Below are 1,631 nucleotides of genomic sequence, written 5' to 3'. Positions count from 1 at the left end.
GGCTCTCGGCGGCACAGAACCAGGGTTTTAGCGGTGCCGTCACGGCACCGGGCATGGGCATGAATGGTGAGACCATCACCATTGCCGGCGATGGCGCCGTCACCACGCTGACCAACGTTGAAAACTACAGCATTGGCGACGATTCGACCAATGCGCGTACGGTCACGACTGCCGATGCAACCACGAATGTCACGGCGGATTCCGCCACCGATGCGGTGACCTTCAACGTTGGCGCGCTGAGCTTTACCGGCACGATCACGGGTGAAAGCACGGTCGCAGACACGCTGAACTTAAGCACAGGTGCGGATATCAGCGGCGGTACGGTTAACAGCATAGCTGCGCTGGTCTTGGCATCGGGCGCAGCGGTGCGGCTCTCGGTGACACAAAACCAGGGTTTCAGCGGCGCCGTCACGGCACCGGGCACGGGCGTGAATGGTGAGACCATCGCCATTGTCGGCGATGGTGCCGTCACCACGCTGGCCAATGTTGAGAACTACAGCATTGGCGACGATTCGACCAATGCGCGTACGGTCACGATTGCCGATGCAACCACGAATGTCACGGCGGATTCTGCCACCGATGCGGTGACCTTCAATGTGGGCGCGCTGAGCTTTACCGGCACGATCACGGGTGAAAGCACGGTTGCAGACACGCTGAACCTAAGCACGGGAGCGGATATCAGTGGCGGCACAATAACTAATGTGGCTGCACTGAACCTGACATCGGGCGCAGCGGTGCGGCTGTCGGCGGCACAAAACCAGGGTTTCAGCGGTGCCGTCACGGCACCGGGCACGGGCATGAATGGTGAGACCATCACCATTGCCGGCGATGGCATCGTCACCACGCTGGTCAACGTTGAGAACTACAGCATTGGCGACGATTCAAGCAATGCGCGCACGGTCACGATTGCCGATGCAACCACGAATGTCACGGCGGATTCTGCCACCGATGCGGTGACCTTCAATGTGGGCGCGCTTAACTTTACCGGCACGATCAATGGCGACAACACTGTTGCCGATACGCTGAACTTAAGTACAGGTGCGGACATCAGCGGCGGTACGGTTAACAGCATAGCTGCGCTGGCCTTGGCATCGGGCGCAGCGGTGCGACTGTCGGCGGCACAGAACCAGGGTTTTAGCGGCGCCGTCACGGCACCGGGCACGGGCGTGAATGGTGAGACCATCACCATTGCCGGCGATGGCGCCGTCACCACGCTGACCAACGTTGAAAACTACAGCATTGGCGACGATTCAAGCAATGCGCGCACGGTCATGATTGCCGATGCAACCACGAATGTCGCGGCGGATTCTGCCACCGATGCGGTGACCTTCAATGTGGGCGCGCTGAGCTTTACCGGCACGATCACGGGTGAAAGCACGGTCGCAGACACGCTGAACTTAAGCACAGGTGCGGATATCAGTGGCGGTACGATCAACAACGTAGCTGCGCTGGTCTTGGCATCGGGCGCAGCGGTGCGGCTCTCGGTGGCACAGAACCAGGGTTTTAGCGGCGCCGTCACGGCACCGGGCACGGGCGTGAATGGTGAGACCATCACCGTTGCCGGCGATGGCGCCGTCACCACGCTGACCAACGTTGAAAACTACAGCATTGGCGACGATTCAAGCAATGCG

The 1,631-nt window shown here is 60.4% G+C and carries 1 protein-coding gene; it reads left to right on the top strand.

Annotation, left to right across the window (positions count from 1 at the left end):
- The coding region (locus C8R34_RS16600; RefSeq protein ID WP_375342134.1) for a beta strand repeat-containing protein at window positions 1-1,631 on the top strand (1,631 nt) is incomplete at both ends.

It is taken from the genome of Nitrosomonas sp. Nm84, assembly GCF_003201565.1.
GTDB lineage: Bacteria > Pseudomonadota > Gammaproteobacteria > Burkholderiales > Nitrosomonadaceae > Nitrosomonas.
Note: the sequence above shows the minus strand (reverse complement) of the source record. Positions and strands in the feature narration are given on the sequence as shown.